This is a genomic window from Ruegeria sp. S84 (assembly GCF_056583445.1).
This window is the reverse complement of record NZ_CM152618.1, coordinates 990,860-1,016,524: the sequence shown is the minus strand read 5'-3', so window position 1 is coordinate 1,016,524 and position 25,665 is coordinate 990,860. Positions and strand designations below refer to the sequence as shown.

The following is a 25,665-nucleotide window of genomic DNA, read 5'->3' as shown; positions in this document are numbered from 1 at the left end:
GAACAACCTAGGACCAATGGAACCCACTCCTTCTCTGCTTGATGGCGCATTCTGGATCACGACAGGATCCATTCTTCTTCTCCTTGTCCTATCGGGCTTTTTCTCGGGCTCCGAAACTGCGTTGACCGCATCATCGCGCGGCAAGCTGAGAGCGCAGGCTGACAAAGGCTCGCGCGGGGCGAAAAAAGCGCTGGAAATCACCGATGATAACGAACGTCTGATCGGCTCGGTCCTTCTCGGCAACAACCTTGTCAACATCCTAGCCGCTTCGTTGGCGACTGCCCTGTTTACCCGCCTGTTCGGCGAAAGCGGTGTGGCGCTGGCGACGCTCGTGATGACCCTTCTGGTGCTGATCTTTGCCGAGGTGCTGCCCAAGACCTACGCGATTACCAACGCCGAAAAAGCCGCCGCCTTGGTGGCACCCGTTATCAGCGTCGTCGTAACGGTGTTCTCTCCGGTGGTGGCTGCCGTCCGACTGCTGGTGCGCGGTGTATTGCGCCTGTTCGGCGTACAGATCGACCCTGATAGCAACATCCTTGCGGTCCGTGAAGAAATCGCTGGCGCATTGCAACTGGGCCATTCCGAAGGTGTGGTCGAAAAAGAAGATCGCGACCGTATTCTGGGCGCGCTCGATCTTGGCGACCGCGCAGTGGAAGAGATCATGCTTCATCGCTCGAATATTGAGATGATCGATGCGGATGACGAACCCGAAGCGATATTGAAACAATGTCTGGAAAGCCCGCACACCCGCCTGCCTGTGTTCCGTGAGGAACAGGAAAACATCGTGGGTGTGGTGCACGCCAAAGACCTGTTTCGCGCAATGTATGCGCAGGTAGGTGGCGCGGATGGTGACCCAGAGCGGCTTAAGAATTTCGACATCGCGAAGGTGGCCAACGATCCTTATTTCGTGCCCGAAACCACCACCCTGGACGACCAGATGCGTGAGTTTCTTAGGATGCACAGCCATTTTGCCTTGGTTGTCGACGAATACGGATCGCTGCGCGGACTGATCACGCTGGAAGATATTCTGGAAGAGATCGTGGGCGAGATCGCAGACGAGTTCGACATCGACGAAGATGTCCCCGTTACCCGATCTGACGACGGCCAGTATCTGGTCGAAGGCGCGATGACCATCCGCGACGCAAACCGCGCGCTTGACTGGTCGCTGCCGGATGAAGAAGCCAACACGCTGGCCGGTTTGGTGATCCACGAGGCTCAGATGATCCCCATTGTGGGCCAAGTATTCTCGTTCCACGGTTTCCGGTTTGAGGTCACGGCCCGCGAAGGCAACAGGATCACGGCCCTCAAGGTCCGTCCTCTCTAAGCCCTACAGCGCGCGTATTCAGCAAACGACGCGCGGTGTCGCGAACGGAACAGTAATACGCCAGAGCCCTCGGCAGGCTCGGCCAAAAGCCGAGGGAGAAACATCGTGAAAACCACCACCCGTGTCGCAGTTATCGGAGGCGGCGTTGTCGGATGCTCGGTCCTCTATCACCTGACCAAGCTCGGTTGGTCGGATGTGATGCTGCTGGAACGGTCTGAGCTGACCAGCGGTTCGACCTGGCATGCGGCGGGCGGGTTTCACACCCTGAACGGTGACACAAACATGGCCGCCCTGCAGGGCTATACCATCCGGCTGTACAAAGAGCTGGAAGAGATCACGGGCATGTCGTGCGGCCTGCACCACGTCGGCGGCGTCACGCTGGCCGACAATCAAGACCGGTTCGACATGTTGCTTGCCGAACGCGCCAAGCACCGATTCATGGGTCTTGAGACCGAGATCGTCGGGCCTGAGGAGATCAAAAAAATTGCTCCGATCACCAACACCGATGGCATCCTTGGTGCGCTGTATGATCCGCTGGACGGGCACCTTGATCCGTCGGGTACAACACACGCATACGCCAAGGCCGCGCGTATGGGCGGGGCTACGATCGAAACACATTGCATGGTGCGCGAGACCAACCAGCGCCCGGACGGAACTTGGGACGTGGTGACCGACAAGGGTACAATTCACGCCGAACATATCGTCAATGCGGGCGGATTGTGGGCGCGCGAGGTCGGTGCGATGGCCGGGATCTATTTCCCGTTGCATCCGATGGAGCATCAATATCTGGTCACCGATAACATACCCGAGATCGAGGCCATCATCGACGCAGGTAGCGAACACCCGCATGTGATGGACCCCGCTGGCGAAAGCTATCTGCGGCAGGAAGGGCGTGGACTGTGCATCGGCTTCTACGAACAGCCCTGCAAGCCTTGGGCGGTCGACGGCACCCCGTGGGAGTTTGGCCATGAATTGCTGCCCGATGACTTCGACAAGATCACCGATAGCATCGAATTCGCCTACAAACGCTTCCCTGTTCTCGCTGAGGCGGGTGTCAAATCCGTCATCCATGGGCCGTTTACCTTTGCCCCGGATGGCAACCCTCTGGTCGGTCCGGTGCCTGGCGTGCGGAACTACTGGTCAGCCTGCGGTGTCATGGCCGGTTTCAGCCAAGGCGGTGGTGTTGGCTTGACCCTTGCTCAATGGATGATCGAAGGCGAACCCGAACGCGATGTGTTTGCCATGGATGTGGCGCGGTTTGGCGATTGGATCAGCCCGGGCTATACGCGCCCCAAGGTGATCGAGAACTATCAGAAGCGGTTCAGCGTCGCTTATCCGAACGAGGAACTGCCTGCAGCGCGTCCCAACCGAACCACACCAATGTACGACATCTTCAGCGATCTCGGTGCCGTTTGGGGGCAGCAATACGGGCTGGAAGTACCAAACTACTTTGCCCAAGGCGATGAACCGGATTTCGAGACACCCTCGTTCCGCCGTTCCAACGCCTTTGAGGCCACCGGCCGCGAAGTTCGTGCCGTGCGTGGAGGTGTTGGGATCAACGAAGTCCACAATTTCGGAAAATACCGCATCACTGGCGCCGGTGCCCGTGCATGGCTGGATCGCATCATGGCGGGGCGCATACCCAAACCGGGGCGCGTCTCACTGACGCCAATGCTCTCGCACAAAGGTAAGCTGATCGGCGATTTCACCGTCTCCTGCTTGGGCGACGACCTGTTTCACCTGACCGCCTCCTACGGCAGTCAGGCATTTCATATGCGCTGGTTCCTGAAAAACCAGGACCATGGCGTGGGCATCGAGAACATCAGCGACCGGTTGAATGGGTTTCAGATCGCAGGCCCCAAGGCCACCGAGGTTTTGTCGGCCTGCACCCGAGAAGCAGTCAACTCGCTCAGGTTCCTCGACGTGCGCGAGATGACACTTGGCATGACGGACTGCATCGTTCAGCGTGTCAGCTATACCGGCGATCTGGGTTATGAGATTTATTGCGACCCAATGGCCCAACGGCAACTCTGGTGGAGTTTGTGGCAAGCGGGTCAAGCTCATGACATGACCCCATTTGGCATGCGCGCAATGATGAGTCTGCGTCTGGACAAGTTCTTTGGCTCGTGGATGCGAGAATTTTCACCCGACTATACAGCGGCAGAAACCGGGTTGGATCGGTTTATCTCATTCTCCAAGAGCAGCGATTTCATAGGCCGAGCAGCGGCCGAGGCCGAGCGCGCATCTGGCGCTGATCGCCGCTTGGTGGCTTTTGAGGTCGACGCGGCAGATGCAGATGTAAACGCGTACGAACCGATCTGGTTAGACGGCGTTGTTGTCGGCTTCTGTACATCTGGTGGGTATTCGCACTTTGCGGGCAAGTCGATTGCCATGGGGTTCCTCCCGACTGAACAGGCCACCGAGGGACGTGCGGTCGAAATTGAAATTCTAGGTCAGATGCGCAAAGCGCGTGTCATCACGACCCCACTTTTCGATCCCGATGGCGCAAGAATGCGGGGATGACTTATTAATCCACCGACGGCATGCTTGCGAAATGACCCAGATTCCCATCATCCTGCTCGCTGCCGGGCAATCCAGCCGCATGGGTGGTGCTGATAAGTTAATGCAACCGATTGAAGGCGTGCCGCTTCTGCGCCGAGTGGCTCAGCGGGCGCTTGCCGCAGGTCAAGTTATCATCGCCCTGCCCCCGGCCCCACATCCCCGATATACGGTGCTACAGGGCCTCGATGTTCAACTGGTCGAAATCCCAAATGCGCAAGAAGGCATGAATGCCAGTTTGAGAGGCGCAATGGCCTCCGTTCCAGCAAATGCACCTGCGGTCATGATCCTGTTATCGGACCTTCCGGACCTCACAACCCAAGACCTGAACAGTGTTCTCCGATCAGTCAAAACCCACCCTGACAATCTGATATGGCGTGGGGCTACTGACGAAGGCGCTCCCGGCCATCCTGTCGTGTTTGATCGCTCTCTATTTTCAGAGCTTTCGGAACTGAACGGTGACAGCGGCGCGCAGATTGTCGTGCAACGCTACAAGGGCAAGGTTCATCTGCATCGCCTGCCCGCCCAGAATGCGCTGCTTGATTTGGATACACCCGCCGATTGGACCCGTTGGAATGCGGGCCGACCGCAAAAGCAGCCCCTCAAATAAACGCGACCCGGTCAATAATGACCGGGTCGCATGCCCAAAAACAGGACTACCACTTTCACCAATCTCTAAAGCGCGGTCAGATCGCCAATCAGGCTTCCCGACGTTGTGCTGCTGAACCTAAACAAGACCCCCTCGTTAACATGCCGCTCAGCGCTATGGAGACTGAGATGCGCCTTTGACACCCCCTAGTGCCTAAGGCCCCCCTCACTTGGGCAACTCCAATGTCGCTGATCCGATGCGTTCAAACAATGTAAAATTGGATGAAATGGTAAATTTCAGCGCAGGCGCACTGGCTTTTGAGCAACATTGCAACACTCTGGATTCTACCAATGGTTGCATCGACTTATACTTTTTCCAGAAGTTTCCGTCAGTTGCGCACTTAGAATACGGCTAACTTACCTATTTCAAAGGCATCGACGGGCGTGTTCGAAATTTGAACACTCCATCTCACGCAACTTTTAGGAGAAGTATTTTTGAGACCGCAAAAGCGTCGTTTCTTTGTTAACAAAAATGAATCAATTCAATGCTTTTTCGAAATTATTGACTTTATCGGCAACAATCCACCGATTCTGCCACATAGCACCCAAGCTGATTCTTGCTACCCGAGCACGTTGAACGGAGTCATTAAAGCGGCGAAACGTGGCGAAATTAAGGTTTCTTAATATTTCTCTCAGGATATCCCAAGGTTGCCAGTGCATCTCCTGTCTCAATGCGCGGGATCAACCGCCGAAATAGACAGGAGTCAAAATGAGCATCCGTAAATCCTCACTGCTTATTCCACGCACATCCAGCTGGATGGGAGCTACCGCACTGGGCGCGGCCATGATGGCCACTACCGCCCTGCCCGCAATGGCAGACGAGGCTCTGGCCGATCTGGTCGAAACCGTCTCGCCTTCGGTGGTCACGATCACCGCCAAGCAAGATGCCAAACCACGCCCCACACAAGGTCAGGAGTTTGACCTCGAAAACCATCCCTTTGGCGAGTTCTTTAAACGGTTCGGCGGTCCTGAAGGATTTGACATGCCGCAGCGAGGCCCCAGCCAGGGTTTGGGATCAGGCTTTGTACTTGATAAGGCGGGATACATCGTCACCAACCACCACGTTGTCGACAACGCCAGCGAAGTGACCGTACGTCTGAGCGATAACCGCACATTCGAAGCTGAAATCGTTGGTACAGATCCGCTTACGGACATCGCCGTGCTTAAAATCGACGCAGGAGAAGACCTGCAAGCCGTTCAAATGGGTGACAGCGATGTCATTCGCGTAGGCGAAGACGTCGTCGCCATCGGCAACCCGTTTGGCCTGAATGCAACCGTTACGACCGGTATTGTTTCCGCGAAGGGGCGCAATATTTCGGAAGGCCCCTACGCCGAATTCATCCAGACCGACGCTGCTATCAACAAAGGCAACTCGGGTGGTCCGCTATTCAACATGGATGGTGAGGTGATCGGTGTGAACTCGGCGATCTATTCGCCCAGCGGCGGCTCAGTCGGACTCGGCTTTGCGGTGACTTCGAATATTGTAGATCACATCACGGCTGATCTGCGCGATGACGGCGAGGTCAGCCGCGGTTGGTTGGGAGTGTCGATCCAGAATGTCAGCCCCGAACTGGCTGCTGCGATGGGTATCGATACGGCAACAGGTGCGCTGGTATCGGATGTTGTACCTGACAGCCCGGCCGATGGCGTACTGCAGCAAGGTGACGTGATCCTGACCTTCAATAACGAAGCCGTTGATTCCAGTAGCGATCTTCCGATCCTGGTTGGCACGACCAAGGTAGGTACTGATAGCACGCTGACTGTTCTTCGAAATGGCAAAGAAGAACAGATCGAACTGACAATCGGTCAGCATCAGTCAGCCTCGGCGGCGACCGATAGCGTGGTTGAAGACAAGTTCGAAGGTACGTCGCTGGGCGTAACCGTGGCACCGCTGACCGAAACCGCCCGCGCCGAGATTGGCGTGGCCGAGAACGTCGATGGTGTTGTTGTCACCGATCTGGAGCCCGAAAGCCCTGCGGCCAAGGCCGGATTGCAACGTGGTGATGTGATCGTTCGACTGGGCAATCTGGATACCGTTACGCCAGACGCTTTGAAAGAAGCGCTGGAGAACGAAAAGACGGATCCAGCTCTGGTTTTGATCAATCGCGGTGGCAACCAGATCTTCGTCGCGGTCGAAATCGCCTAACCCTACACCTAAGCGCGCCACATGATGGGGAAATCTGGAGCGCTTATTCTGGCAGGCACGGATTGTCCACGTGCCGCCGGAACAGCCGGGTGCACCTTTGCACCCGGCATGTTTTTTTCAAAGAGTATGTGTGTTTAAATCCCATTGGGAAGGAGCCCTGACCATGAGCAGACGCTTGTTGATCGTTGAAGATGACCAAGACACACGGGACTTCATTGCCAAGGGATTTGGTGAAGAAGGCTATGTTGTCGAAGTCGCATCAGATGGCCGCGAAGGCCTGTACCACGCAACTGACGGCGGATTTGATGCGGTCGTACTGGACCGAATGCTTCCCGGGCTGGACGGGTTATCACTGATTAAGTCAATGCGTGCGGCTGGGTTGAAAACACCTGTTCTGATGTTAACCGCCATGAGTGCAGTGGACGAGCGAGTCAAAGGCCTCCGCGCGGGCGCAGACGATTATCTGGTCAAACCATTTTCATTCCAGGAACTTCATGCCCGGATCGAAGCCCTGTTGCGTCGACCGCAAGAAGCCGAAGAAACGCCGACCCTTGCCTGCCGCGATCTCGAAATGGATCTGTTGACCCGCAAGGTCACACGCAACGGTCGTGAAATCACCCTGACTCCGCGCGAATTTCAAATTCTGGAGTTCTTTCTGCGCCGAAAAAACCGCGTCGTCTCGCGCACGATGTTGCTTGAAGGTGTGTGGGATTACCACTTTGACCCGAACACCAACGTGGTCGACGTCCATATTTCGAAACTGCGCCGCCAACTTGATGAAGACGGAGCTGACCCGGTGATTGAAACAGTCCGAGGCGCCGGATACATGGTTTCGGATGGATAACCTGCGCCTGTCGCTGAAAAACTCTCGTACTCGGTTGGTTCTGGCCAGCATGGTGCTTAGCACTTTGCTGACGGCGACCGTTCTGACGATGGTGTATTTTACGGCCAATCGCACGATTTCAGGCGAGACGCGTTCGGTCGTTCAGGCCGAGCTTACGGGCCTCGCAGATGAATATGAACGGCGTGGCATGATCGGGTTGATCTCTGCCATCGACCGCCGTTTGCCGACAGCGGCTGAGCGGGATGCCTTGTACCTGCTGACAGGTCGGCAAGGCACGAAACTGGCGGGCAACCTGACGCATTGGCCGGAAGGGATAACTCCGGGCAGCGGCTGGGTCGATCTTCAGCTTCGCAAAGAAGATACGGATCAATATGTCCCGATCTCTGCCGCTTCAGTCCGGCTGCCGGGTGGTGAGAGGCTGCTTGTCGGGCGTGATTCATTGGCCAGACAGCAATTCGACCGGGTTCTGTTCCGGTCTGTCGCGCTGGCACTTGCCACGGCGTTGGCGCTGAGTTTGTTGACCGGCTGGCTGCTGACCCGGCTGGTGTTTTCACGACTGAAAGACATCGCCAATACAGCCGACAATATCGTTTCCGGCGATTTGGCTCTGCGCATGCCACTACGTGGTACAGGCGATGAATTCGATCAGGTCGCGGGCACATTGAACAACATGCTGGATCGTATTGAAGAACTGATCAGCAACCTGCGCACAACCTCCAATTCGATTGCCCATGACCTGCGCTCCCCGCTGTCGCGACTGCGGCAACGGGTCGAATCCCTGGCCGAGCCCGGCAAAAGCGATCAAGATCGCGAAATCGACATGGCGCGCGCGACCGGAGAGATTGATCACTTGTTGCGCGTTCTCAGCCAACTGACCGAGATTTCGCGCGCCGAGGCCGGTCTAGGTCGCGAACAATTTGAGCCGGTGAAACTACTGCAACTGGTCGGTGATGTGGTTGAGCTATACGAACCCGTCGCGTCTGATCAGAACATCAGACTTGAGGTCGTTGGCAACGCGGACCCTATCCAAGGCCATCGCCCACTGCTGTCTCAAGCGCTGTCGAACCTTCTTGAAAACGCTATGCGCTACGCCCCGCCCGGCACGGTGATCACCATCGAAATTCGAGACGACGGCGACTATGCGTTACTGAGCGTTCGTGACCGAGGCCCCGGCGTACCTGAAAGCGATCTGCCCCGATTGCAGATGCCATTTGTCACGCTCGATCCCGCCCGAACCGAACGCAATGCGGGGCTTGGGCTCGCGCTTGTGGCGGCAATTTCGCATATGCACGGCGGCTCTTTTCTGGCGCGTAACCGGAAACCAGGGCTTGAGGCAATTCTGAAGCTGTCACGCAATTCCTGATTACATAAAGATCATCCAGTAGTAGGTTGAATATATTATACTAATGCAGGCAACGAGGCGTATCCGTGAAAGCGAATGCGACCACCCTGCACCCGCTTCCCCTGAATTTGGTAATCAGGAAACCGATTCAGCAACCGCCCCAGTGCAACGCGACCTTCAAGACGCGCCAAGGTCAGGCCAACGCAGACATGCGGTCCGCCCGCGAAGGCCAGATGCCTGTTCGGCTTGCGCGTGATGTCAAACCGCGCCGGGTCGGCAAACACCTCGGGATCACGGTTCGCTGCCCCGATACAGAGATGCAGGTTCGTTCCCTTAGCGATTTGATGTCCTCGGATTTCGACGTCCGCCGTGGTTTCCCGGTTGCCAAATTGGTTGGGTGATCGAAAGCGCAAGACTTCTTCGACCGCAGGAGCAATCAATTCGCCATCGTCCAACAGACTTTGGCGCTGTTCTGGATAGTCATGAAGCAGCGCCAGCCCATTGCCGATCAGATTGGTGGTCGTTTCGTGACCCGCATTCAGGATAAAGATGCAGTTTTGCAGAAGCTCAATCTCGCTCAGCATCTCGTCCGCGCCTTCGCCTCGGATCAGACGCGTCAGAACATCTGTTTCCGGATCTCCCGGATTTGCGCGACGACGGGCAACAAGATCCTGAAGATAGGTTTTGAATTCTCGAACCGCAGTGTGGCCCTTTTCCAGCTGAGTTTCTGTCAAAGCGGGTTCCAAAGCACCAAGGATGGCCAGTGACCAATCGCGCAGAGGCGCGCGTTCATCCATCGGTACATCCAGCAGATTGCCGATGATCTGGATCGGAATGGTCGAAGCAAAATCCGCGATCAGGTCAACCTGCCCCCTGCCCGCCATGTCATCCAGCAGTGCATCGACTGTTTCGATCAGACCCGGCTCCATCCGCGCGATTGCTCGGGGCGTCAGGGCTGAGGTCATGATCTTGCGCACGCGTGTGTGCAGCGGTGGGTCGGAGAACACCAATGACGTTGTATGATGTTCGAACAGCGGCGAGCCAACACCAAATTTAGGGCCAAACGCCGCCTCCTTATCCGAGGAATAAAGCGTCGTGTTGCGATAAATGGCATCCAGATCCGCATGGCGCGACAACAGCACGGATCCGTCCAGCTGGCGCAGAACTGGCGCATGCTCAAGCAGTGCATCGTAAAAGGGGAACGGGTCATCGACAAACCCCTCGGGCGGGTTCATCAGGTCCAGATTTTGCGCGACATTCTCTAGGCTTAGATCGTTCATTCTTGACCCCTCCAACGCTTGGGTAGCGGAAAGGGAAGCTGCAAACAACCTAGAGCAGGTGACAGGCCGCATCGGGCGGGATAAGACAAGGCATGTCTGATCCAATCTCCTCCATCCGCAATCTTGGCCCGGCATTCGAGCAAGCCTGCGCACGTGCGGGCATTATGACAGCTCAGGAGTTGCGAGCGTTGGGAGCAGACGAGGCTTATACGCGCCTGCTACAGGCCGGAACGCGCCCTCATTTCATCGGCTATTATGTACTGGTCATGGGCTTGCAAGGCCGACCCTGGAATGACTGCAAGGGCGAGGAAAAGAAGGCCTTGCGCGAACGGTTCGATGCGATCAAAGCCGGAGTCAGCATAGCGCCAAAGCATCAGATGATTGTCGATCTTGATGCTTTGGGCGTGCGAATTTCAGCCAAAGATTTGGCGGCAGACTAGGCTTCGAGCGCCCCGATCATGTCGACCCGCGTTGCGTGGCGACCACCTTCGAATTCGGATGTCAGGAAAGCAGCCGCGATTTCCAGTGCTTGCTTTTCATCGATAACACGCGCTCCCAGCGAGAGCATGTTTGCGTCATTGTGCTGGCGGATCATCTGGGCCGAAAAGACATCACTGCAAACGCCACATCTGACGCCGTTGATTTTGTTCGCCGCCATCATGATGCCCTGCCCGGTGCCACACAGGATGATACCAAAGCGACAATCACCCGAAGCCACGAGGCGCGCGGCGGCGGCTCCGTGTTCGGGATAATGCGTACTTTCCGAAGTCGTCGGGCCGATATCTACGGCCTCCCAACCTTGGGCTTCAACGTAAGCAGAGATAGCCTGCCTGAGGTCGATTGCAGCGTGATCACTGGAAAGAACTATGCGTTTGTTCGTGCTCATGACGGCATTTCGCTCCTGTCGACTAAAGCAATGCGGACAAACACTCTTGAGCCCTGCCCTCATAAGAAAGGCCGCACCCGATATGGGGTACGGCCCAAAGCTAGGATCTGACGGCCGATTAGCCGACCAGTTCGATGCCCGAGAAGAAATAGGCGATCTCAACCGCGGCAGTTTCCGGTGCGTCCGAACCGTGGACCGAGTTTTCACCGACCGATTCTGCGAACTCGGCGCGGATGGTGCCAGGTGCTGCGTCTGCAGGGTTGGTTGCGCCCATGACTTCGCGGTTCTTTGCAATGGCGCCTTCGCCTTCGAGAACCTGAACAACAACAGGGGCCGACGACATGAATTCGCACAGTTCGTCATAGAACGGACGCTCGGCGTGCACGTCATAGAACTTGCCAGCTTGAGCTTTGGTCATGTGAATGCGCTTTTGCGCGACGATGCGTAGGCCAGCTTCTTCGAACTTGGCATTGATTTTGCCAGTCAGGTTGCGGCGGGTTGCATCGGGTTTGATGATCGAGAATGTGCGTTCCAGTGCCATATTGGCCTCTCCTTGACTTAAGGGCGCGATACCCGCGCCGAAATCCATCGCGCGCCGCCTAACATGGTATTTGCCTCATGAAAAGCGTTATGATTGTTTATCACTCAGATCGCCTCGGGCAGCGGGTCGGTACGGTCAAGCCTTCGGACGTAGAGCACCGCCACAAGGCCTGCGAAGCTGCTGCCGCACATCATGCTCAGCACCAGATATGGCCCGTTTTCAGGGCTTACAAACGTCCCGGTCATCATGGTCAAGACAGCCCCCAGTGCCACGATCAAGGCGCCTGATAATCCAGCCGCGCTGCCGGCCAATTTCGGGCGCACCGACATCACCCCGGCCGAGGCATTTGCATTGGTCAAACCATTTCCGAAACCAACGCAGATGGCGGATCCAAAAAACACCCAGACCGAGCCCATATTGCCGATGAACAGCAGCAGCCCGCAAAATGGCCCAACCGAGGCCACGACCCGACCGAACAAGATCATTGTCGTCAGCTGGGTACGCTTTGCGATGCGCCCGGTAACAAAGTTGCCGACCATAAACCCGCCCGTGATGATACCGATGCCCAGACCCAGCATTGCTGGGCTCAGGTCGAACCAGGCTGCGGCGACCAGAGGCGCGCCGGTGATAAAACTAAAAAAACCGCCGATGGAGAACGCGGCGCATAAGGCGTAACCCCAGAACCTACGCGCGCGGAACAAATGCGGGTATTCCCGCATCTGCGCCGCGAAAGTCGACGAGCGGTTGGTGTTGGTTTCACCCATGTCAGCCCAAAGCAGCAACAGCACCCCTGCCCCAAGCAGCGAATACAGCACGAACCCGGCCCGCCAACCAAAAAGCATATCCAGCGCGCCACCTAGCATTGGCCCAAGCATCGGTGCCAGTGCCATGGCCATTGCGACATAGCCCAGCTTGCTGGCGGCCTCGTTTGGTGGATATCGGTCGCGGATCGAAGCACTCGACAGCACCGGCCCGGCCACCACCGCCGCCTGAATCATCCGAAACGAAAGGAAAACCCAGATTGACTCGGCTAAGACGCATCCAATTGAAGCGGCGACAAATATGACCATCGCGATCAACAAGACAGGTCTTCGCCCGTAGCGATCCGACAGCGGCCCGACGATCAACTGCAAGACCGCCGAGACAAATAGGTACCCTGCGACGGCCACGTTCATCAGGCCATAATCCACGCCGAAATCTTCGCTCATATGCGCCAGCGACGGCAGGAACATGTTCAGTGTCAGAACCGAGAGCGCCGTTGCAAAGATCAGCGTTATCAGGGTCGGAGGAGATTGAGCCGCACGCATAGCGAAACCAATTGGAGGACGAACCGGAACAGCGCTAACACATCGCTTCTGAATTGAACATGGCGACCTCTGGCGGCGGTTTGGATGCTCTGGTAAGAGCGCCTCATGCTACGGATCGATAACATCACATACGCCGTTGAAGGGCGTCCTCTGTTCGACGGGGCCAGTGCGACCATTCCCGATGGCCACAAGGTCGGCCTTGTCGGGCGCAATGGTACCGGAAAGACGACGCTCTTTCGGTTGATCCGGGGCGAGCTGTCGCTTGAATCAGGCAATATATCCCAGCCAAAACGCGCGCGGATCGGGGGCGTGGCGCAGGAAGTGCCATCCTCGGATGTCTCGCTAATCAACACGGTTCTGGCCGCGGATGTGGAACGCAGCACATTGATGGCCGAAGCAGACAGCGCAATAGATCCGGACCGCATTGCTGAAATCCAGACACGGCTGGCTGATATCGATGCTTGGTCGGCTGAGGCTCGGGCAGCCTCGATCCTCAAAGGACTGGGTTTTGACGATGAGGATCAGCTGAAACCCTGTTCGGATTTCTCGGGCGGATGGCGCATGAGGGTAGCGCTGGCGGCCGTACTGTTTTCGCAGCCTGACCTGTTGCTGTTGGACGAACCGACCAACTATCTGGACCTTGAAGGTGCGTTGTGGCTTGAAAGCTATCTGGCCAAATACCCTCACACCGTCATCATCATCAGCCACGACCGGGGGTTGTTGAACCGCGCCGTCGGATCAATTCTGCATCTCGAAGATCGCAAACTGACTTATTACGCGGTTCCCTACGACAAGTTTGCCGAACGTCGCGCTGAACGTCTGGCACAAGCAGAGTCGGAAAACGCCAAGGCCAAGGCCCGCATCGCACATCTGCAAAGTTTCGTGGATCGTTTCCGCTATAAGGCGTCAAAGGCCGTACAGGCCCAGTCGCGTTTGAAGATGATCGAGCGCATCCAACTGGTTTCAACTCCGCAAGAGGCGGCTTTGCGCGCCTTTTCATTCCCCGAGCCAGAAGAGCTGTCGCCACCGATCATTCAGCTTGAAGGAGGCGTGACCGGTTATGGTGAGACCGAGGTTTTGCGACGACTGAACCTGCGCATTGATCAGGATGATCGCATCGCTCTGCTGGGCAAGAATGGTCAGGGCAAGTCAACCCTTTCAAAACTGCTATCTGACCGCCTACCCCTGATGGCAGGTAAAATGACCCGAAGCTCCAAGCTGCGCATCGGCTATTTCGCGCAGCATCAGGTGGATGAGTTGCATGTTGACGAAACACCTTTGGATCACCTGCGCCGCCTACGCCCCAATGAGGCGCCCGGCAAGTGGCGCTCGCGTCTGGCGGGGTTCGGATTGAACGCGGATCAGGCGGAAACGTTAGTCGGGCGTCTTTCTGGCGGACAAAAGGCGCGCTTGTCGCTACTGATCGCTACCATCGACGCGCCGCATATGCTGATCCTTGACGAACCGACGAACCATCTGGACATCGAAAGCCGCGAAGCGCTGGTCGAAGCGCTGACTGCCTATTCCGGCGCGGTCATCTTGGTCAGCCACGACATGCACCTACTGTCGCTTGTCGCTGATCGGCTATGGCTGGTCTCGGATGGCACCGTGAAGCCATTCGATGGCGATCTTGAGGCCTATCGCGCTCTTTTGCTGGCCCGCGAGAAACCGGTCAAAGATAAACTACAGGCGCCCAAACCCAAACGTGCGTCACGCGAGACCGTATTGGCCCTGCGTGCGGATCTGCGCAAATGCGAAGACCGGGTCGAGAAACTGACCGATATGCACGACAAGCTTTCTGCCAAGCTGGCCGATCCGGCGCTTTATGAAGATGACCGGATCAACGATCTGGAAACCTGGAACCGCAAATTCGCCGAGGTGGTCGAAGCCATGCAAAAGGCTGAAGCCCTATGGGTCGCCGCCGCAGAACGGTTGGAACAGGCAGAGAGCGCAGCATGATCGACATGGCCTTTTTCATAACGGCTTTCACCACGATGTTTGTGGTGATCGACCCTTTCGGCACCACGCCAATTTTCGTTGCCTTGACGCAGGACATGGATGCGGCCACACGCCGTAAGATTGCCATTCGCAGCTGCCTGACCGCGGTTTTCATCCTGATCGCCTTTGCCGCTTTTGGTGAAGCGGTTCTTGGATTCGTCGGCATCTCGATGGAAGCCTTCCGCGTTGCAGGTGGCGCGCTTTTGTTTCTGACTGCGCTGGACATGCTGTTCGACCGCCGTACCAAACGCCGCGAGGACCGCGCCGAGGAAGAAGATCATTCTGACCCTTCGGTGTTCCCCTTGGCCATACCCCTGATCGCGGGCCCCGGATCGATCGCAACAATCATTCTTTTGGCCGGACAAAACCCGGGCGTCCCTGGGATCGCAGCGGCCTGCGCTGTTATGCTTGCCGTCATGTTGGTTGTATTTGTGTTCTTTCTGGCCGGAGGCATGATCGCCCGTATTCTCGGTAAGACTGGGCTGAACGTGCTGACACGGCTGCTGGGTATGCTGCTGGCTGCACTGTCGGTTCAGTTCATTCTTGATGGCCTCAAAGCCTTTGGTTTCGCCTCTTGAAACACCATATTGGTATGAGAAAACTGATTTCGGGTGATTGAATGGACGGCTACGATATTGGGCGATTGACCTATCTGGTTTTGCTGGGTGCGGCCCTGTTGATGTGGTTTATCACTCAGAACCGTCAGTCTTTGGGCAAAACCATGCAGCAGGTCGCGGCTTGGGTGTTTATCTTTATCGGTGTCATTGCCGTTGTCGGATTGTGGGATGACATCCGTTCAACCGTCAGCCCGACCCCGCAACTGACCGTGACCGATCAGCGGATTGAAGTGCCCCGCTCTTATGATGGACACTACTATTTACCAATGCTGGTGAATGGCACAGCGGTGACCTTTCTGGTCGATACCGGGGCCAGCAATATCGTCATCAGCCCGAAAGATGCCGAACGAATTGGAATCGATACGGATCAATTGAACTATCTCGGCCGCGCCTCGACGGCCAATGGCATTGTGCGTACAGCGCCGGTTCGGCTGGACAGCCTGTCTTTGGGCCCCATCACCGATCGCGATATCCTGGCCTCAGTCAATGAAGGCGATCTGGGTCAATCCTTGCTAGGGATGGCGTATCTGCACCGCTTTTCGAACATCCAGTTCGCAGATGGGCGTCTAATCCTGTCGCGTTGACCGCATTCCTCAATTGAGAACAAAATGAGAACATGCTAATTTGATCAGCATGTCCACCAATCTTCTTGGCCGCAAGCCCGCGCGCACCCCACCCGGGGTGGCCCTGCACCCACAGATCAGTCTGCAACTGGCCCGTGTACACGAAGCCTGCGGCCCTGCCCGGCGTAGCTTTGCTCTGTGGGTGGCGGCGCAGACTCAAGGGCCAGTGATGTGGATTGCCCCGGCTTGGGAGGTGGCGCAGCTGCATCCCGAGGGCATGCTGCCTTTTGCCGATCCGTCCCGGTTTCTGCTGATCCGCCCTGACAAACCCGAAGACCTGTTGTGGTGCATGGAAGAAGCCTTGCGCAGCGGTGCCGCCCCGTTGGTCATTGGCGATTTGCCCGGCCCGCCGGGTCTGACCCCGGTCCGGCGGATGCATCTGGCTGCCGAACAGGGCGGCATATCGGGACAGGCTCCGCTGGGGCTATTGCTGACGCCTGACGATGGTGGCGCACAGGGGATTGAGACGCGCTGGCATATGGCGCCCACCTATCGGGACGAGGCCTGCAGTTGGTGTCTGACCCGCCGCCGCGCCCGCGCCCTGCCCCCGGCCAGTTGGCACGTGACGCGGGCCGCTCCTCATTCCGGACTGCAGTTAAAGCAGATCAAATCCGAAGACGCCCCGATGATCACATAACTTGTGACTGGCCAAAACCGGACTTGCCCCCTAGCGTGCCGGCATGACACACCCGATCCATGACAGCCGATATTCCTGGCTTCGCCTGCTGATCACCCTGGCCATCGCAACCGTGGTCAATGTGGGCATGTGGGCTGTGATCGTCGTCATGCCCGCCATCGAGACCGAGTTTGGCGCAGACCGAGCCGCGGCGTCGATGCCCTATACGCTCGCCATGATCGGCTTTGCCTTCGGCAACATGTGGCTGGGCAAGCTGGTGGACCGACTGGGCGTGACAATGGCGTTGATCGGCGCCGCTGTGCTGAGCGCGGTAAGCTATCTGCTGGCAACCCTTGCGCCGAATATTGCGCTGCTGTCGGTTGCGCATCTTCTGCTGGGGCTCGGCACGTCAATCGGATTTGGACCACTGATCGCCGATATCTCGCATTGGTTCATGCGCAGGCGAGGGATTGCCGTGGCACTGGTGGCCAGTGGCAACTACCTGTCGGGCGCGATCTGGCCCACGCTGCTGTCGGGCATTCTGCAGCGCGACGGGTGGCAGCAGGTTTATCTGAGCCTCGCCGTCATCACCCTGGTCGCCGTCATTCCTCTGTCCCTGCTTTTGCGCAGACAGGTCCCCATCGAGGCGCACGGCACGGCAGCGGCGGCAGCACAGGTCAAAGCACAAAGCGTCGGCTTTTCACCCCGCGCCCTGCAGTACATCCTTGGGCTGGCTGGCATCGGCTGCTGCGTGGCCATGTCGATGCCCCAGGTCCATATTGTCTCCTATTGTGTGGGCTTGGGCTATGGCCCAGCCGTTGGGGCCGAGATGCTGTCTCTGATGCTGTTGGGCGGCGTGGTTAGCCGCATCATCTCGGGGCTTGTCGCGGACCGGTTGGGAGGGCTTTCAACACTGCTGATTGGCTCGGTCCTGCAATGTATCGCTCTGTTCCTGTTTCTCCCTTATGATGGGATGGTTTCGCTTTATGTCGTCAGCATGCTATTCGGGCTGGCCCAAGGTGGTATCGTCCCCAGCTACGCGCTGATTGTACGCGAATATATGCCCCCGCAAGAGGCCGGCGCGCGCGTGGGTTTTGTCATGATGATGACTATCCTCGGCATGGCTCTGGGTGGTTGGATGTCGGGCTGGATCTATGACGTGACTGGCAGTTATCAGCTTGCTTTCATCAATGGCATCCTTTGGAACGGGCTGAACATCGCAATCGTGCTGATGCTCATGAAACGCTCGCGCCCGCGTGGACGCACGGCGATGGCATGAGGAACCTTACCCGACGCAGCCTGATTGCAAGCCTTTGCGCGTTACCAATGGCACGGGCAGCGATGGCCGCCCTCACCCCATATGCGCTGGCAGCATCGCGCAGTTCCGTTGGCTTCACCTATGATTTGTCCGGCGCGCTTCAGACGGGCACGATGCCAGTACAGTCGGCCCAAATTCTGATTGATACCAATCGCTTGCAAAACAGCCGGGTCGATGTCGTGCTGGACGTGGCCCGGGCGCGGACGAACCTACCATTTGCCCGAGGTCCGATGTTGGGAAAAAGTGTGTTGAACGCTGCCCAATACCCCACCATCCGTTTCATCACGACCAAGATTCAGTTGGGACCCACTGGCCGTATCTCGGAAGGTGCAACCGTGACCGGCGATCTCACAGTGCGCGGTATCACGCGTCCGGTGACTTTGAGCGCCAACCTGTATCGGAGACCGGGAAGCGCGGTGGATGAACTGGACACCCTGTCCATCCGGCTAGAGGGGGCGATCAATCGAAATGAGTTTGGCGCGTCTGGATATCCTGATCTTGTACAACCCACGATCGGCCTGGACATCCACGCCGAAATCATCCGGCAGGATTAACCACAAAAAGGCAAAAAACGACGTCAGAGCGTCGATTAGGCGCGCGCATTTCGTGGCGACAAGGTCAAGTTGCACCTATCATGCGTACGATCATTTCATTTGCCGCCCTCTTTCTTTCGGTCATTCTGCTGCAGCTCTCAACGGGCGGTGTCGGTCCGCTGGATGCAATCTCGGGGCTGACGCTTGATTTTTCGACCGAACAGATCGGTCTGCTGGGGTCATCGCACTTTATTGGGTTCTTTGTTGGTTGCTGGTGGGCTCCGCGGCTTATGGGCAGTGTCGGGCACTCGCGCGCATTTGCGGTCTGCACCGCCTTGGGCGCGATGGGGTTGCTGGGGCATACGCTGACTGAAAACCCTTATGTCTGGGCCGCGCTGCGTATCGCGTCGGGCACCTGTGTCGCAGGTTGTTACACCGTGATCGAGGCTTGGCTGAACGCCAAGGTCACCAACGAAACCCGTGGGCGCGCGATGGGTACCTACCGTATCGCCGATATGGGGGCCTCGCTTTGTGCACAGCTTATCATTGCTGTTCTGCCACCCGCCTCTTACGTTTCATACAACCTGCTTGCGATCCTATGCTGTGCATCGATCTTGCCGCTGGCCCTAACTCGCGCCAGCCAACCCAAGACACCGGACACCCCGCGCCTGCGTCCCAAGCTGGCCTGGCACAGCTCACCACTAGCTGTGGCGGGCGTTATCGTGGCTGCGCTTAGCTCGGCATCATTTCGCATGGTCGGCCCGGTATACGGTCAGGAGGTCGGACTGGGCATAGATCAGATTGCATTCTTTCTGGCCTCTTTCGTTCTGGGCGGCGCACTGGCCCAGTACCCCTTGGGTTGGCTCGCAGACAAGTATGATCGACGCTGGGTGCTGATCTGGCTATCCGTGGCAGCGGTGCTAAGCTGCGGTGTCACGATGTTGGCTAGCGGAACTGGAACGGTCGGCGTTATGCTGGCCGCCGGGTTCTTTGGCCTGACCACGTTTCCGATTTTCTCGGTTTCCTCGGCCCATGCGAATGATTTTGCCACGACCGAACAACGCGTTGAATTGGCAGCAGCGTTGATGTTCTGGTATGCATTGGGGGCAATTGCCTCGCCCTACATCTCATCCACGTTGATCCAGCAATTCGGCCCCGGAGCCCTGTTTGCTTTTGTTGCATTGGGTCATGTGTTTCTTATTGTCTTTGGCCTCGCCCGTATGCGTTCGCGCCCGACGCCCGAGAAACGGACGAATTATGTCTATGCACCGCGCACATCCTTTATCATCGGCAGGCTGCTCAAGGGTTCTCGCGAAAAGCAATGAAAAAGGGCCGGGAAATCCCGGCCCTTCTGTTTTACTGCTGGACCGCTGGCCCATGGCCCTCGACCGCTTCGACCACCTCATCTGGGTCCACGGTGCTCTCAAGCGCACCGTTCACCACGCCCCCGACGCCGTTCTCCATGGACAAGCCAAGCTCTTCGCCCAGTTTCTTGAGCGCTGGCATCTGCACGGCCATTCCCATGATCGAATCCAACGCCTGATTGACAACCGGCTTTTCACCGCTTGAAACACCACCACAATTGGCAGCTCCGATCCCACCAACCTGATGGATTTTGATCGAGTCGATTTTTTCGGCAGGCTTGACCATTTCCGAGATGATCGAGGGCATGGTTTCAATGCGGGTCAAGTCGACCTTCATCCGGATCTGCTCAGGTGACAGGGCGTTGTCCGCCTCTACGATCGCACGCTTACCTTCCGCCTCGGCCAGCATGTCGTTCTTCTTGGCCTCGGCGCGAATGTTCAGCGCGTCTGCTTCGGCCTGCGCTTCCTCGCGGCGGGCTTCGGCGCGGTCTGCGGCGGCCTCTTTCTCGGCCTGCGCTGACAAACGGATCGCGGTGGCCTGGCGTTCGGCCTCACGGGTGGCTTCAATCAGAACAATCTGCTTCTGACGCTCGGCCTCGGCCACTTCGCGCGCCGTAGCCACGGCTTCGGTTGCTTTGGTCGCCTCGGCTCGAGCCAGATCGGCGGATGCGCGCGCGCGGCTTTCCTCTTCGGATTTCTGCGCGATGATGATCTGGCGTTCCTGTTCCGCCACTTCGATCTCACGCTCTTTGGCGATCTCGGCATCGCGGATTTTGCGCTCGCGCTCAATCTCGGCCGAACGAATGGCCTCTTCACGGGCAATCCGAGCGCGTTCGGTTTCGCGTACCGAGTCTTCAGTTCGCGCAGCGATCTCTGCCTCTTGCGCCACACGAAGAGTTTCCACCTTCTGCGCCTGCTCGATGCGCGCCTGCTGTTCGTCCTGTTCGATCAGCAACTTCTGACGCTCCGCTTCCATCGCCGCACGACGCACCTCAACCTCGGCCTCGGCGTCGATCTGCGCGCGTTCTTTTTTGGATATGGCGATCACCTCGGCCAGCTTACGCATACCCACGGCGTTAAAGGCGTTGTTCTCGTCCAGCGCTTCAAACGGCGTCTGGTCGAGCGCAGTCAGTGAGACCGATTCCAGCGACAAACCGTTCTTCAGCAAGTCTTCGGACACCGCATTCTGCACTTCCTGCACAAAGTCGGCGCGGTTTTCATGAAGACCATCCATAGTCATCTGAGCGGCCACGGCACGCAGACCGTCGATCAGCTTGCCTTCGATCATCTCACGCAGTTGCTCGACGTCAAAGGTGCGATCACCCAGCGTTTGCGCGGCGCGTGCGATGCCCTCTTCAGTCGCCATCACCGAGACGTAGAATTCGACACCCACGTCGACACGCATCCGGTCTTTGGTGATGAGCGCGGCCTCACCGCTGCGCTGCACCTCAAGGCGCAGAGTCTTCATGTTGACCGGGCTGACTTCGTGCAGCAACGGTACGATGATGACGCCGCCATCCATAATGACCTTTTTGCCGCCCGCGCCGGTTTTCACCAGGCTGATCTCGCGCGTGGCGCGTCGATAAAGGCGGCCAAGTACAAGGCCTATGAACAAGAGTACGGCTAAAATAGTCACAACTGTAACGGCCAGGAATGATAGTTCCATGCAATATCCTCCGGATTGGGGTTAAGATTTTTTGCTTAAACTGACATGCGAACCAGAACGAACCGGTCGCGCCGTCGATCACGCAGAACAAGGACTTCTGTTCCCTGCTCCAGCGCATCTTTGTCCTGCAACGGCTCTGCGCGAAGGTAGTGCGTGTTGCCAAAGCGATCCATAACGCGGACTTCGGCTGGACGGCCTCGCGATGCGATACCCTGAGTGATCACGCCACGGCGGCGGGCCAGCATCCGTTCCGACATCGCTTCGGTTTCGGTTTTGGGCAGGAGGCGAGCGAAGACACCACCAAAGCCACGTGCGAACCATAGGCCGAATACTCCGGCCGGAATCGCGGCCAACCATGCAGGTAAGTCAAAGCCCAGCAGATCACGCAGCGCCAGTTGCAGGCCTATGCCACTCAGGCCGAAACCAGCCAGCAGCACAACGAGCCAGATCATGAATGGCATCTTGCCAATGCCCAACCAGCCAAACGGGCCGACGGGCGTAGCCGCAGGCACATCGGTTTCAATTTCGGCCAGTTCCAAGTCACTCAGATCGATGTCGGCGTCGATATCCAGATCAAAGTCGACGACGTCCAGATCGGGCGCGTCGACCATGTCCAGATCAACCTCGCCCTCGCCTGCCAGAAGACTTCCCCCGAAAACCAATGCGATCAGTTCAAGGCCCAGAAGACCGAACAGAAGCGCAAGCGCCAAGGTAAAGGGCACAAATGCGCCCTCTAGTAAAAAGTCAAACATCAGCAGATTGCCCTCGTTATTGTATACCTTTGTATACATTTTAAATGGGAAGTCATTGCTACAATTTCAAGAGGTTGTGATTCTGTGTTTCAACCTGAGGTTATTTACATCCAAATGTCAGGTACAATCTGCAACCACGACATTAAGCTCAATTTCTTTCGCCCGTGCGAAACGTATCACCTGTTCACACCTGCTGGAGTAATTCTCTAATCGGTGGGCTTTGGCGGTGGTGCCGGGATCATTTCATCCAGGATCGATCCCGCCTCATATCCCAGCAGGTCAACCCGCATCCGTTCAGGGTCCCCGAACACCCATGCACCAACATGCTTCTGCATTCGAACGTATCCGGCGTATCCGGCCAACGCGTCGTTCCCGTGTGCGTTCTCAGCGAACAGAACCTGCCCGGCAGCAACCTTTTCCGGCATCACGCGCTGTAGGTACAGAAGCACGACATTGACGTCTTTGACGCTGGAGCCGCCGTGATGCACCACATACATCTTGGCCCACTCCTCTTCGCTTATGGCTGCGCGTGCATCGGACACGGCGGTATGAAGTGCGTTCAACTCCGCACGTGCAGATTTCTCCATATTCTCTGCCCAGATGGGCCGCATGTCGTTGATCACCTGCGAAACCGTTTCACGTGTGATCTGATCCTTGTCGAGTGCACCTTGAGCAAATGCCCGGGCTGTTTCGAGCATTTTGCGCTGGCTCGCCAAGTCGTCCTTGGCTATGTCCAGTTCGTCCAATGCCGCAAGAAATACATCTATCTCATTGATGATAATTGCAAACTCCGCCTTCCAGCGCTCATCATCGGTATTTTCATCAGGCCATGGAGTCACAGCCCCGATCAATCCCAACACAACATGCGACGTGGACTTCAGATGTTGATAGGTTGGCGCATCCCTTGGATAGCTCGCCTCTCCGTCTTCGGTCATGACTGTGACATCACGTGCGATAATCATGACGGGCCGGGTTTCAGCCGTCAGCGCATCCTGGCCACGGTGAAAGATCGAGAGCATAGCGTGGTCAAAAGCATACACCGGATCATCTGTGGCGCTCTGGTCGGCGATGGCGCTGGCGGTAAATACAATAGCTGCAACGGCGGCACAGCAGCCCATCCATAAACTCTGCATAATGAAATTCCCCCTAAGCTGGGTTCTCCTGATCATCATACACCATTGGTACGCACGGGGCGAAATCGCTGACGAACGCGACACAAACTCGCGGGAATGCACGAAGTCGCGTAGTAGTACCCGTTAAATTCAAGCGGGTATGAATGCGGGCTTTTGCTTACTGGCCACATAAGGTAGACGGGCGCGCAGACAGATACGTGGAAGCGCATTATGGCCCGAATTCTCATCACCTCGGCGATCCCTTACATCAACGGGATCAAACATCTCGGCAACCTGATCGGCTCGCAATTGCCTGCCGATCTGTACGCTCGCTATCAGCGCGGCCGGGGCAATGAGGTCATGTTCCTGTGTGCAACCGACGAGCACGGCACCCCGGCCGAGCTGGCCGCCGCCAAAGCGGGCAAACCTGTGGCTGAATATTGCGCTGACATGTACGCAGTACAGGCCGATATCGCCAAGCGCTTTGGCCTGAGCTTTGATCACTTTGGCCGCTCGTCCAGCGATCAGAACCGTAAACTGACCCAGCATTTCGCTGGCAAACTGGATGAGGCCGGGCTGATCCGGGAAGTCAGCGAAAAGCAGGTTTATTCCAACGCCGATGGCCGTTTTCTGCCCGACCGCTATATCGAAGGCACTTGCCCCAATTGCGGTTATGAGCGCGCGCGCGGTGATCAGTGCGAAAATTGTACCAAGCAGCTAGACCCGACCGACCTGATCGAGCCCCGCAGCGCGATCAGCGGCTCGACCGATCTTGAGGTGCGTGAGACCAAGCATCTGTATTTGCGTCAATCCGCAATGAAAGATCAGTTGGACGCGTGGATCGACAGCAAGACAGACTGGCCGATCCTGACAACCTCGATCGCCAAGAAATGGTTGCATGATGGCGACGGCCTGCAGGATCGCGGCATTACCCGCGATCTGGATTGGGGTGTACCAGTCAAGAAAGGTGATCAAGATTGGCCCGGCATGGAAGGCAAAGTCTTCTATGTCTGGTTCGATGCCCCCATTGAATACCTCGCCTGCGCCAAGGAATGGGCCGACGCCAATGGTAAGTCTGATGCCGATTGGGAACGTTGGTGGCGCACCGACAAAGGCGCAGAAGATGTGCGTTACGTTCAGTTCATGGGCAAGGACAATGTGCCCTTCCACACCCTGTCTTTCCCGGCCACCATTCTGGGATCGGGCGAGCCCTGGAAGATGGTCGACCACCTGAAATCATTCAACTACCTGAACTATGACGGTGGCCAATTCTCGACCTCACAGGGCCGTGGAGTGTTCATGGATCAGGCGCTGGACATTCTGCCCGCCGATTACTGGCGCTGGTGGCTGTTGAGCCATGCGCCAGAAAGCAGCGACAGCGAGTTCACATGGGAGAACTTCCAGCAGTCGGTAAACAAAGATCTTGCGGATGTTCTGGGTAACTTTGTCAGCCGGATCACTAAGTTCTGCCGCTCGAAATTCGGTGAAGCAGTGCCCGAAGGTGGTGCGTATGGCGAACGTGAACAGACCCTGATTGCTGAGCTTACTAGCCGAGTACGTGCCTACGAAGGCCACATGGAAGCGATGGAAGTGCGCAAATCCGCGCAAGAGCTGCGTGCGATCTGGGTCGCGGGCAACGAGTATCTGCAGGCTGCCGCACCATGGTCAACCTTTAAGGAAGATCCTGCGCAGGCTGCGGCGCAGGTGCGGCTGGGGCTGAACCTGATCCGCCTCTATGCAGTTCTGAGCGCGCCGTTCATTCCCGATGCGTCTGCAAAAATGCTTAGTGCGATGAACACACTCAATACCAGCTGGCCCGAAGATATCGATGCCGCGCTGTGCGCCCTGCCCGCTGGCCATGAATTTTCGGTTCCCGACGTGCTGTTTGCCAAAATCACGGACGAACAGCGCGAAGACTGGCAGAATCGGTTTGCGGGAACGCGTGAATAACAACAAAATTCGATTTATGAATGCCGCAGCGGAGCCCTGAAGCCTCTCCGCTGCTGGTTTTTGGCAGAGAAAATTCGCCCGTCCCTATTGTCATCGGGCAGGTAAACGCCTGCGGATGCAGGCTAAGTCTGCAGACTGGAAAGAAATTTCGGGTCGATTCTTGCCAACGCATCACCTCAACGCGCTTGAGAAACCGCGTCAAACCCGCCATCCTGCCTATAAAACCAATCGACTCATCC

At 57.1% G+C, this 25,665-nt stretch carries 22 protein-coding genes; 15 read left to right on the top strand and 7 right to left on the bottom strand.

The window, feature by feature from the left end:
• The first annotated feature begins 16 nt into the window (after positions 1-16).
• From AC1DFB_RS05135 to AC1DFB_RS05110, 6 genes are all read left to right on the top strand, one after another.
• Positions 17-1,324 (top strand): HlyC/CorC family transporter, encoded by a 1,308-nt coding sequence (locus AC1DFB_RS05135; protein ID WP_170393312.1) that lies wholly within the window; start codon positions 17-19, stop codon positions 1,322-1,324.
• Positions 1,325-1,429: 105 nt separating this feature from the next.
• Positions 1,430-3,847, top strand: a complete 2,418-nt coding sequence (locus tag AC1DFB_RS05130) for a GcvT family protein (protein ID WP_480922258.1) — start codon at positions 1,430-1,432, stop codon at positions 3,845-3,847.
• A gap of 31 nt (positions 3,848-3,878) precedes the next feature.
• Positions 3,879-4,493, top strand: a complete 615-nt coding sequence (locus AC1DFB_RS05125; RefSeq protein ID WP_480866672.1) for a nucleotidyltransferase family protein — start codon at positions 3,879-3,881, stop codon at positions 4,491-4,493.
• 747 nt (positions 4,494-5,240) lie between these two features.
• A complete protein-coding gene (locus tag AC1DFB_RS05120; protein WP_480922257.1) occupies positions 5,241-6,677 on the top strand; it encodes a Do family serine endopeptidase in 1,437 nt (478 codons plus the stop codon).
• 163 nt (positions 6,678-6,840) lie between these two features.
• A complete protein-coding gene (locus AC1DFB_RS05115) occupies positions 6,841-7,521 on the top strand; it encodes a response regulator transcription factor (protein ID WP_170393316.1) in 681 nt (226 codons plus the stop codon).
• Complete coding sequence (locus AC1DFB_RS05110) at positions 7,478-8,884, top strand: sensor histidine kinase (protein ID WP_480922256.1); 1,407 nt, start codon at positions 7,478-7,480, stop codon at positions 8,882-8,884. The genes AC1DFB_RS05115 and AC1DFB_RS05110 overlap by 44 nt, the downstream gene beginning before the upstream one ends.
• 35 nt (positions 8,885-8,919) lie before the next feature.
• On the opposite strand, the gene AC1DFB_RS05105 is transcribed toward AC1DFB_RS05110, so the two are convergent.
• Positions 8,920-10,143, bottom strand: a complete 1,224-nt coding sequence (locus tag AC1DFB_RS05105; RefSeq protein ID WP_480922255.1) for a cytochrome P450 — start codon at positions 10,141-10,143, stop codon at positions 8,920-8,922.
• Positions 10,144-10,235: 92 nt separating this feature from the next.
• Between AC1DFB_RS05105 and AC1DFB_RS05100 the strand changes: the two genes are divergently transcribed.
• Positions 10,236-10,583 (top strand): TfoX/Sxy family protein, encoded by a 348-nt coding sequence (locus AC1DFB_RS05100; protein WP_480922254.1) that lies wholly within the window; start codon positions 10,236-10,238, stop codon positions 10,581-10,583.
• Here AC1DFB_RS05100 and rpiB read toward each other — a convergent pair.
• From rpiB to AC1DFB_RS05085, 3 genes are all read right to left on the bottom strand, one after another.
• Positions 10,580-11,029 (bottom strand): ribose 5-phosphate isomerase B, encoded by a 450-nt coding sequence (rpiB, locus tag AC1DFB_RS05095; protein ID WP_480922253.1) that lies wholly within the window; start codon positions 11,027-11,029, stop codon positions 10,580-10,582. The two genes, AC1DFB_RS05100 and rpiB, sit on opposite strands and share 4 nt — an antisense overlap.
• Before the next feature lie 118 nt (positions 11,030-11,147).
• Positions 11,148-11,570 (bottom strand): nucleoside-diphosphate kinase, encoded by a 423-nt coding sequence (gene ndk, locus AC1DFB_RS05090; RefSeq protein WP_008757405.1) that lies wholly within the window; start codon positions 11,568-11,570, stop codon positions 11,148-11,150.
• Positions 11,571-11,674: 104 nt separating this feature from the next.
• A complete protein-coding gene (locus AC1DFB_RS05085) occupies positions 11,675-12,877 on the bottom strand; it encodes a multidrug effflux MFS transporter (RefSeq protein ID WP_480922252.1) in 1,203 nt (400 codons plus the stop codon).
• A gap of 105 nt (positions 12,878-12,982) precedes the next feature.
• Here AC1DFB_RS05085 and AC1DFB_RS05080 point away from each other — a divergent pair, with 105 nt between their 5' ends.
• The 7 genes from AC1DFB_RS05080 to AC1DFB_RS05050 all read left to right on the top strand — a co-directional run bounded on the left by AC1DFB_RS05080 (position 12,983) and on the right by AC1DFB_RS05050 (position 19,907).
• Positions 12,983-14,836, top strand: a complete 1,854-nt coding sequence (locus AC1DFB_RS05080; RefSeq protein ID WP_480922251.1) for an ABC-F family ATP-binding cassette domain-containing protein — start codon at positions 12,983-12,985, stop codon at positions 14,834-14,836.
• Positions 14,833-15,453 carry a MarC family protein gene (locus AC1DFB_RS05075; protein WP_170393323.1) on the top strand — a complete coding sequence of 207 codons (621 nt, stop codon included), beginning with the start codon at positions 14,833-14,835 and terminating at the stop codon, positions 15,451-15,453. The genes AC1DFB_RS05080 and AC1DFB_RS05075 overlap by 4 nt, the downstream gene beginning before the upstream one ends.
• A gap of 41 nt (positions 15,454-15,494) precedes the next feature.
• Positions 15,495-16,076: a TIGR02281 family clan AA aspartic protease gene (locus AC1DFB_RS05070; protein WP_170405245.1), complete on the top strand. Its 582-nt coding sequence runs from the start codon at positions 15,495-15,497 to the stop codon at positions 16,074-16,076.
• Positions 16,077-16,125: 49 nt separating this feature from the next.
• Positions 16,126-16,752 (top strand): hypothetical protein, encoded by a 627-nt coding sequence (locus AC1DFB_RS05065; protein ID WP_170405242.1) that lies wholly within the window; start codon positions 16,126-16,128, stop codon positions 16,750-16,752.
• A 43-nt stretch (positions 16,753-16,795) separates the two neighbouring features.
• The gene (locus tag AC1DFB_RS05060) at positions 16,796-18,010 is read left to right on the top strand and encodes an MFS transporter (protein ID WP_170510367.1); all 1,215 of its coding nucleotides are present in this window, start codon (positions 16,796-16,798) and stop codon (positions 18,008-18,010) included.
• A complete protein-coding gene (locus AC1DFB_RS05055) occupies positions 18,007-18,603 on the top strand; it encodes a YceI family protein (protein WP_480922250.1) in 597 nt (198 codons plus the stop codon). Before AC1DFB_RS05060 ends, AC1DFB_RS05055 begins: the two co-directional genes overlap by 4 nt.
• Positions 18,604-18,683: 80 nt before the next feature.
• Positions 18,684-19,907 carry an MFS transporter gene (locus AC1DFB_RS05050; RefSeq protein WP_480922249.1) on the top strand — a complete coding sequence of 408 codons (1,224 nt, stop codon included), beginning with the start codon at positions 18,684-18,686 and terminating at the stop codon, positions 19,905-19,907.
• A 31-nt stretch (positions 19,908-19,938) separates the two neighbouring features.
• On the opposite strand, the gene AC1DFB_RS05045 is transcribed toward AC1DFB_RS05050, so the two are convergent.
• From AC1DFB_RS05045 to AC1DFB_RS05035, 3 genes are all read right to left on the bottom strand, one after another.
• Positions 19,939-21,612, bottom strand: a complete 1,674-nt coding sequence (locus AC1DFB_RS05045) for a flotillin family protein (RefSeq protein ID WP_480922248.1) — start codon at positions 21,610-21,612, stop codon at positions 19,939-19,941.
• A gap of 35 nt (positions 21,613-21,647) precedes the next feature.
• The gene (locus AC1DFB_RS05040) at positions 21,648-22,364 is read right to left on the bottom strand and encodes an OB-fold-containig protein (RefSeq protein ID WP_170393710.1); all 717 of its coding nucleotides are present in this window, start codon (positions 22,362-22,364) and stop codon (positions 21,648-21,650) included.
• Positions 22,365-22,570: 206 nt separating this feature from the next.
• Entirely contained in the window at positions 22,571-23,497 is a 927-nt protein-coding gene (locus AC1DFB_RS05035; protein WP_480922247.1) for a hypothetical protein, read from the bottom strand.
• 210 nt (positions 23,498-23,707) lie between these two features.
• On the opposite strand from AC1DFB_RS05035, the gene metG reads away from it, so the two are divergent.
• Positions 23,708-25,426: a methionine--tRNA ligase gene (metG, locus tag AC1DFB_RS05030; RefSeq protein ID WP_480922246.1), complete on the top strand. Its 1,719-nt coding sequence runs from the start codon at positions 23,708-23,710 to the stop codon at positions 25,424-25,426.
• The last annotated feature ends 239 nt before the right edge of the window (positions 25,427-25,665 follow it).